The following is an 8042-nucleotide window of genomic DNA, read 5'->3' as shown; positions in this document are numbered from 1 at the left end:
GGTTCCCCTTCGGGGGGATCCAACTTCCCTCACCCCTGGCCCCTCTCCCAGTGGGAGAGGGGAGGCGAGCGGTTAGCTCTTCGGGGGATCCCTAGAAATTGGAAAAGATAAAGAAAAGAAATTGGAAACTCCCTAGAAAAGGCGGCTACGGAACTCCGAGTAGATCTCGGCATAAGCCTTGACCCACTCGGAATCCGGCTGGATGAGGCGTTCCACCTGTACCAAGCGATCGGCAGCCTGCTGCACCGAACAGCACCAATAGGCTGAGGCGGCCAGGATGGCTGCCCCTACCGCCGGCTCCGGGTGCCTGACCACTGCCAGGGGGCGGGCGAGGATGCTGGCCCGCAGGCGCAGCCAGAGGGGGCTTTTGCAGCCGCCGCCAGTGGTTAATAGCGGCTCTTGCACTGGGATCCCGTGGGCAATCAAGGTTTCCAGCCCCAGCCGCTCCACCATCGCCACCCCTTCCAAAAGAGCTGCATAAAAGCGAAGGGATCCCACTTCCGCCTGGGGCAAGAAGCCGGCAAATTCGCTATCCAGGATGGGAAAACGCTCGCCGGGCCGGCAGAGAGGATAGCTGACTAGGCCCGTGGGCAGATGGGCCTCCGCCTGCCGATCCAAGGCAGCAAAGTCGCCGCCGGGAAAGAAGTGGGGCAGGACGCCGCCGCCGCAAAAGGAGGCCGCCCCCGGCCACCAACCGCTGCGGTCGGGGTGCAGATGAGAATAGATACTCGGCGTTTGCACAGGGTCAGGGCTGTTGGCCTTGAAGATAAGAGTTGTGCCCAGGCTGGTGGAAACCTGCCCCAAGCGAGTAGCTCCTGCTGCCAGTTGCCCGGCGCAGCCATCGGTGATCCCGGCAGCAATCAGCACTTCTGGCCCCAGCTCCCACTCAGGCCGCACCGTTCCCAGAACTGTTCCTGGCGCCACCACCTCAGGAAAGCGCTTGGGATCAAGGCCCTGCTGAGATAGCCGCTCCCGCGGCCAGGTGTAGGTTTCCAGGTCAAAGCCGCTCTTGAGGGCATGGGTGTGATCGGTTACCCGCCGGCGGCCCCCCAGTTGGCTGAGGAGAAAGTCCGCCGGATGGGCCAGGTAGCTGTCCCGGTATTGGTCGGGATGGGCCTCTGCCCACCACAGCCAGCGGCCGAGCCCCCAACTGGCAGGGATCCCCAGGCGCTGGGCCTGGGCCTGGCCCCGCAGGTCGGAATACAGCCAGGCTTGATCCAGCGGCATGCCCCGCCCGTCCACCGGCAGCACTGTACCCGAGGTGCTGCAGGCACTCAGGGCAACAATGGCGTAGCGATCCCCCAGTTGAGCTTTGAGGTGGCCCAGCAGCGCCTTCAGGGTGCGCAGCCAGCGGCCTGGATTGGTTTCCGGGGGATCCCAGGAGCGCTCGCTTTTGACCACCACCTCCCCTGTCTCGGAGAGGGCCACCACCCGCATCCCCGAAGTGCCCAGATCGATCCCGAGAAATACAGGGGACATTCAGAGGGGCCGGTAAACTCGGTAGTTGATGTTGGGGAAGATGTTGTCCATGTATTCCACCTTGGCCAGCCACTGCTCGTCTTCGGGGGTGGCTTTTTCTCGCCGCAACTGGCCGGCTTGGATCTTCTCGTAGAGGTGATTGAAGCGCAGCAGGTGGGACTTGGTGCGGCGTACGGCATAGGGAACCATCGTCCCCGTGCGCATGATGAAGGCCCAGTCGGAAGATTGGGCCAACAGCACTTCCCGCGCCGCCTGGTTCAGGGCTCGCCACTCCAGGTCATCGGCGGGCTCACGGCGGCTCAGCTCGATCATCCGCTCGGTGGCCTTGTGCAAGTGGGGATAGATCCAGGCGTTGGTGGGGTTGAGCCAGTACTCGTGGAAGCCGCGCGCCCCCCAACTGGATTGGGCCGGTTTGCACACCTGTTGGGTGGGGTTCTCCCGCAAGTACTCCGCCAGGTGGGTCATGCGATAGGTGGTTTGGTCGAAGTAGCTCTTGCGAATGAGAAAATCCAAAAACCAGGGGCCCTCGTACCACCAATGGCCGAACAGCTCAGCATCGTAGGGAGCCACCACCAGCGGCGGGCGCCCCATGACGCTGTGCAGATATTCGATCTGTCGCTGGCGGTTGAACATGAAGTTGCCCGCATGTTCTGCCGCCTTCTCCCTGGCCCAGTAGGGATCGTAGAGTTCCTTCTGCCCTAGATCTAGGTTCCGCCCCGTGATGCGGTGGTACTTGATGCCGGTGTTTTTCCGCTGGCCGTTGGGCATGATGTAGGGCTTGATGTATTCGTAGTCGGCCTCATACCCCAGGTCTTTGTAGAACTCGCGATAGACGGGATCCCCGGGGTAGCCCACCTCCGCCGACCACACCTGTTGGGAAGACTCGTGATCCCGACCGAAGACGGCAACACCGGTCTCGGTAAAGATGGGGGCGTACATGCCGTAGCGGGGCCGTGGCTTGGCGTAGAGCAGGCCGTGGGCGTCGGTGATCATGTAGCGCAGGCCGGCATCGGCGATCATCCGCTCCAGCCCTTGGTAGTAGGCGCATTCCGGCAGCCAGATCCCCCGCGGCCATTGGCCAAAGTGCTCGTTGTAGTGCTCGCAGGCCACAATCAGCTGCGCCCAAACCGCCTGCGGGTACATCTGCATCAGGGGCAGGTAGCCGTGGGTGGCGCCACAGGTAATGATCTCCAAGTTGCCGCTGTCCTGAAACTGTTTGAAGGCCCGCACCAGATCCCGGTCGTAGCGCTCCCAGAGATCGCGGACCATGGCAAATTGCTTGATGTAGTGCTCGGCTAGGTAGCGAATGTGGCCGTTGGTGGCGTTCTTGTCGTACTCCAGTTGGGCCAGCTCTTCCAACTTGGTTAGATAGTGGTCGTAGCGCTCCTGCAGCAAGGGATCCCGCAGCATCGACACCAGCGGCGGCGTCAGAGACATGGTGAAGCGAAAGTCGATGCCATCTCGCCGCAGCCCCTCGAACATGTGCAGCAGCGGGACATAGGTCTCGGTGATGGCTTCGTAGAGCCACTCTTCTTCCAGCACAAAGTCCTGCTCGGGGTGGCGCACAAAGGGCAGGTGTGCGTGGAGTACCAAGGCAAGATAGCCTATCATGGCGGCTAGGGATCCTCAGGTGGGAGAAGATAAGGGAGCAAGCCTTCCTTCCCCAGCAATCAATCTGTAGGGAAGGTTAAGAGCAGCATTGCTACCTATCGTCCAGCATTTCCCCCTCGCGGTCAAGGGCTGGGATCGCTGGGGATCGCTGGTGGCCGCCGGGGGGATGTTGGTCAGGACCAGCGGTGGCGAATTTGGTCGTAGATCTCCAGGTATTCTTTGCCGGGGTAGTTCCAGGAGTAGTCGTAGCTCATGCCCTGGATCTGCAGTTGGCGAAACTGGTCGGGGGCGGTGTACCACAGGTCGATGGCCCGATCCAACGCCGACTCTAGGGCTGCGTGATCCGTGTGGTAGAACACGTAGCCATTGCGTTGCTCAGGCAATTTGCAACTGTCGTAGTCGCGGTCAAAAACGGTATCCACCAGGCCGCCCACGCCCCTCACCACCGGAACTGTGCCGTACTTGAGGCCGATCATCTGGGTGAGGCCGCAGGGCTCGTAGTGGCTGGGCACCACCAGGATGTCTGCCCCTGCATAGATGAGGTGGGAAAGTTCTTCGTTGAAACCCAGCTCGATGTGAACGTCGGGGTTGTCGTTGAGGTAGCGTTTCTCATGGGCAAACCAGGCGCCGATCCCCGGCTCCGTGGCGGATCCCAGGAGAACAAACTGGGCATTTTTGAACAGGGAGCGGTAGATGGCGTGGTGCACCAGATGCACGCCTTTCTGTTCATCGAGGCGTCCGATATAGGCCACAATCGGCTTTTCGACATCTTGCAACAGCAGCCGTTCCCGCAGGGCTCTTTTGTTTTTGGCCTTGTTTTCCAAAGTTTGCGCTGTGTAGCGAAAAGGAATAAAGCGGTCGATCTCAGGGTTCCAAATATCGTAATCGATGCCGTTCAGGACGCCGCGAAACTTGTGCTGGTGTAAATAAAGCGTGTGACCCAGCCCATAGCCGTAATCGCCAAATCGCACTTCCAGGGCGTGGTTGGGAGAAACCGTGGTGACAAAGTTGGAAAAGACGATCCCGCCCTTCATAAAGTTGAGGGCAAAGGGGTTAAAGTTATCTCGCAGACGATCGTAGTGGAAGTAATAGGGCTCCCGATTGAGGCCAGTGGCCCAAAGAATTTCCGGGCCGCCAAAGCCCTGGTGCTTGAAGTTGTGGATGGTGTAGCATACCCGCTGGTTTTCCATGCCGTGGTACTTGTAGATCTCAAAGAGCAGTACCGGCACCAGTCCTGTCTGCCAGTCGTGACAGTGGATGATGTCGGGGCGCTTGTTGCTTTTGAGGAGAAACTCCAAAGCTGCCTTGCTGAAAAAAGCAAAGCGCATGTTGTCGTCTGGGCAACCATAGTAGCAGCCGCGATTGAAGAAGTTGTCGCCGGAGTGGGGCTCAATAAAAAAGCAAAGGCGGCCATGTACCCAGCCGCAGTACACCGAGCAGTGGATGGCTCCCCCATACCAGGGCACCCAGAGGTCGCGGTAGGCATCGTGCAAGCCCCAGATCTGGTCGTAGCGCATGGTGTCGTACTTGGGCAAAACCAGCTCGACACAGTGCCCCCGCACTTCTAGCTCCCGGCTGAGGCCGTACACCACATCCCCTAGCCCACCCGCCTTAATGACGGGGGCACATTCCGACGCAATCTGCACGATGTACATTTCGAGATCTCCCGTAGCACCGCCTTACTTTTCTTCACAAAAGATAATCTCTTTTGGCTTCGCTAGCCCATCCCCCGCCTCAGCGAAAAGGGATCCCCGAATAGGGATCCCTTCTGGCAGAACAGGCGCGATTTGGCTGGGCTATCTAGGAGCTTGGATCCCTCAATACCACTGCTGGGCGTAGAGGCGCTGCACCAGATAGAAAACAAACAGGTTCACGTCGACGCGGCGCTCGTCGATCATAAAAGACTCGAGGGTGCTGGCCGGGGATCCTTCAACAGCACAGCGGAAGAACTTGGGCCCGTTGAGGGATCCCTCAGCAAAGAGGACGCTAAACTGCTTCTTGCCGCCGGCAAATGAGCCGACCAGCGTCTTGCCCTCCAGCCGCAGTTGCAGATCGTTGACGCCGCGTTTCTCAAAAGCGGCGATGGTTGCTGGGATCACGTCTTCTGCAATCAGTTGCTCAAAAGGCTTCTCTTCCTTGGCCGGTTTTTTCGCGGCGGCTTTGGCGGAGCCAGTCGCCTCAGTAGCAGGATTAGCGACCTCGACAGGGGCCGACTTTTCGCCAGTGATCTCTTGAGGGGTGGGTTCTCCAGACATGGATCGGTGCTCCGACAACAAGTAAGTTGGGCTACAGACTCAAATGGGCTAGATCTGTCCAGAAGGGCGAAGAGGGCTAGCCTTTGGGGATGTACTGGCCGACGATCCCTTCGGCAGGGATCTGGGGGAAGCCCATGCTGTAGTTGGGAGTACGCCCCTGCAGGTTGTAGGCAATCTCCCCCTGCTTGAGGAGAGAGCGAATGAAGTGTTCCAGGTCAGACCCGATGCGCCGTAGGTTGTACTCGGTCAGATCCCGGCCCCTGTACTCTTCCACCAATTCCTCAAAGCGGGCATAGACCTTTTGCAGGGCGGCATCGTTCCAGACCAGCTCGTTATCCGGATCCACATCGAGGGTGAGCAGATCGTCGCGGGGCACAAAGTTGTTGTCGGCAGTAACCTCGCCGGCAAAGATGTGAACGTGGCGGGTGGTACACTTCAGCATTACAATGGCTCCAATCTGGATCTAACCTTCTCAACAGCGTATCACTACCTAGCGCCAGTGGGGGATCCGCCATTTGTCCTCAGCCTGCTTCCGCCCAGGTTTTCTCTATGCCTGCTGCTGTTTCCCCACTGGAGCGACTACACATCGAGGTAACCAACGTTTGCAACTTTAAGTGTGAGTTTTGTCCAGATGCGATCATGCAACGGCGGCGGGGGCATATGGATCCCGCGCTGCTGGAGCAGATTTTGGCAGAGGTAGCGGCAACAGGGCTAGCCCGCGTGATTGCTTTTCACCTGATGGGGGAGCCGTTGCTCTACCCACACCTTTTTGAGGGCATTCACAGGGCCGCTGAGCTTGGTCTCCGCCTGCACTTGACCAGCAACGGTAGCACCTTCGCCCTCTGGCCGGAGCACGTTGAAAAGCTGAGCCGCAGCCGGCTGACGAAGTTGACGCTCTCTCTGCAAACTCCCGATCCGGCTACCTTCAGCATCCGCGGAGCACCGACCCGCCTGACGCCGGAGCGCTACTTTGCCGGGATCACCCAGTTTCTGCAGACGCATTTGCGCTCGACCAGCCCTACGCGGGTGCATCTCAAGTTCCTGGATACCAGCCCCCACCCTTTTTTGGTGCCGCACAAGGCTCTTTCGGTGATCGATTCTGCCCAGCAGATGCGCGCTCAGCTCTCGGCTTGGGCCAGACGAGCTTTGCAAGGGATCCCTGATGCACCGGCTCCCGATTGGGTGGACGCCCAGATTGCCACTTATCGAGCGGGCCGCTGGCAGCAGATCCCCATCCATCCGCGCTTGGTTTTGGAAACGTTCCCGTTGGACAGTTGGGGCAATGTGGAAACAAACCGGGTGATCCCAGCCCGTTGGGGATACTGCAATGGGGCTTCTGCTCAGGCGGGGATCCTCTACGACGGTACGGTGGTGCCTTGCTGCAAAGACTACGAAGGGCGAATCCCACTGGGGCAGGTGGCGCCGGGGAGATCCCTGGCCGACATTTTGCGGGGCCAGCCGGCCTGTGTGCTGCGGCAGGGGTTCCATCGCTTGCAGGTGAACCATCCCGTTTGCCAGCGCTGTATGGGCGGAGACACTTTCGCCAAAGCCTTGGCCAGGCAAGTGGGTTCTGTTGTCTACTTCAAGGTGTACCGGCCCTGGAAACAGAGCTTGGATCCCGGCTGGGGACAAGTGTGAATGGTTTCCAGATAAAGTCAATGCCCCCTGGCGGCCCCACGTGACTTTCTTTTGGGCGGCTCAGGTATCGGGAGGGAGTTCCAAGACCAGTGGCCCCAGCAAGCCCTTGCGATAGTCGTTGAGAATTTGCCGCGCCGCTCGTTCGGGATTCCCCTGATAGCGTCGCTCGGCCAGCTCTTGCACGGCTACGTTGCCGAGAGGGATCGCATCCGTCCAGCCGTAGCGCTTTTGTAGGAGCGCTTGGGCTTGGGGCTGCACCTTCAGCACCTGATCCAAAAAGTGGGCCGCCACCCGTTCGGGATCGTAGGCGGCTGCGCCGATGTCATCGCAGATGGCCAACAGAGAGGCCGCCTGCTGATCCGGCAGAGAGGGCGGAATGATGCCCGGCGAGTCCAACAGATCCAACTCCCCTCCCAGCCGCACCCATCGCAATTGCCGCGTCACCCCCGGACGTGCGGCGCTCTCGACGGCCCGCCGCCCCAAAAGCCGGTTCAGCAAAGCGGATTTGCCCACGTTGGGAAAGCCCACCACCACGGCCCGAACCGCCCGCGGTCGCATGCCCCGCTGTTGACGTCGCCTATTGACCGCCTGCCCCAGTTGCAAAATCGCCTGTTTAAGGCGATTCACTCCTTCTCCCGATTGGCCGTTGGTGGGATAGACAGGGATCCCTTGCCGTAAAAAATACTCCTGCCAAGCTTTCAGATCCCTGGCTTCGATACAATCCACCCTGTTCAGAGCCAGGAGGCGAGGTTTTTCCCCCAGCCATTGGCCCAGATCGGGATGGCGGCTGGCCAACGGGATCCGTGCATCCACCACCTCGATCGCCACATCCACCCGCTGCAACTGTTCCCGCAATTGGCCAATGGCCTTGGCAATATGGCCGGGATACCACTGGATGGCCGGAGAACCCATGCCGCCAAAACGTTGAGAGTGAACAACAGCAATCAGCAGTGGGATCCAATCTAGCCCAATTCCCCACAAGAGGCTCGACTGGCCCACCAAAGTATTCAATAATACAAGGCAGAGGGCGCTAGGATCCCTCGCCTGGGCAAGCTAATG

Annotated in this window: 7 protein-coding genes; 1 reads left to right on the top strand and 6 read right to left on the bottom strand. The window is 59.8% G+C overall.

Features of this window, described 5'->3' with window-relative positions; translation table 11 throughout:
* Nucleotides 1-132 precede the first annotated feature (132 nt).
* From NW844_RS11215 to NW844_RS11195, 5 genes are all read right to left on the bottom strand, one after another.
* Complete coding sequence (locus tag NW844_RS11215) at nt 133-1479, bottom strand: FGGY-family carbohydrate kinase (RefSeq protein WP_414335698.1); 1347 nt, start codon at nt 1477-1479, stop codon at nt 133-135.
* Nucleotides 1480-3090, bottom strand: coding sequence for a glycoside hydrolase family 57 protein (locus NW844_RS11210; protein WP_414335697.1), 1611 nt, complete (start codon nt 3088-3090; stop codon nt 1480-1482).
* 173 nt (nt 3091-3263) lie between these two features.
* Complete coding sequence (gene glgA, locus NW844_RS11205) at nt 3264-4745, bottom strand: glycogen synthase GlgA (RefSeq protein WP_414335696.1); 1482 nt, start codon at nt 4743-4745, stop codon at nt 3264-3266.
* Nucleotides 4746-4907: 162 nt separating this feature from the next.
* Nucleotides 4908-5345 (bottom strand): DUF2996 domain-containing protein, encoded by a 438-nt coding sequence (locus tag NW844_RS11200; protein WP_414335695.1) that lies wholly within the window; start codon nt 5343-5345, stop codon nt 4908-4910.
* A gap of 76 nt (nt 5346-5421) precedes the next feature.
* Nucleotides 5422-5787 carry an NAD(P)H-quinone oxidoreductase subunit M gene (locus NW844_RS11195; RefSeq protein ID WP_414335694.1) on the bottom strand — a complete coding sequence of 122 codons (366 nt, stop codon included), beginning with the start codon at nt 5785-5787 and terminating at the stop codon, nt 5422-5424.
* A 107-nt stretch (nt 5788-5894) separates the two neighbouring features.
* On the opposite strand from NW844_RS11195, the gene NW844_RS11190 reads away from it, so the two are divergent.
* On the top strand, nt 5895-6983 hold the full coding sequence (locus NW844_RS11190; RefSeq protein WP_414335693.1) for a radical SAM/SPASM domain-containing protein: 1089 nt from the start codon (nt 5895-5897) through the stop codon (nt 6981-6983).
* Between the two features lie 60 nt (nt 6984-7043).
* On the opposite strand, the gene ylqF is transcribed toward NW844_RS11190, so the two are convergent.
* On the bottom strand, nt 7044-7895 hold the full coding sequence (gene ylqF, locus NW844_RS11185) for a ribosome biogenesis GTPase YlqF (protein ID WP_414335692.1): 852 nt from the start codon (nt 7893-7895) through the stop codon (nt 7044-7046).
* Nucleotides 7896-8042 lie beyond the last annotated feature (147 nt).

Source organism: Synechococcus sp. H55.2 (genome assembly GCF_047462495.1).
Classification (GTDB): Bacteria; Cyanobacteriota; Cyanobacteriia; order Thermostichales; family Thermostichaceae; genus Thermostichus.
The sequence above is the reverse complement of the archived record's forward strand: the minus strand, read 5'-3'. Positions and strand labels throughout refer to the sequence as shown.